Annotated in this window: 1 protein-coding gene; it reads right to left on the bottom strand. The window is 53.2% G+C overall.

Annotated elements, in window-relative coordinates; translation table 11 throughout:
* Nucleotides 1-119: 119 nt before the first annotated feature.
* The coding region (locus tag GSQ80_RS23145; protein WP_216850488.1) for a hypothetical protein at nucleotides 120-299 on the bottom strand (180 nt) is incomplete at its 5' end.

Here is a 299-nt window from a genome sequence, read left to right on the forward strand (position 1 = left end):
CTTGCGTGAGTCATCGAGTCTTTGAACGCACATTGCGCCCTTTGGCATTCCGAAGGGCATACCTGTTCGAGCGTCATTTCAACCCTCAAGCCTGGCTTGGTGTTGGGCGTTTTGTCCCGCTACATGCGCGGACTCGCCTCAAAAGAATCGGCGTCTACATGTGGGCCTGATGCGTAGTAAAATTCGCAGACCAGGCTGGCGTGCTGGCGGCCGGAACGTACATATCTTTTTGTTTGACCTCGGATCAGGTAGGGATACCCGCTGAACTTAAGCATATCAATAAGCGGAGGAGTGCATGA

Source organism: Granulicella sp. L46 (genome assembly GCF_009765785.1).
Classification (GTDB): Bacteria; Acidobacteriota; Terriglobia; order Terriglobales; family Acidobacteriaceae; genus Granulicella.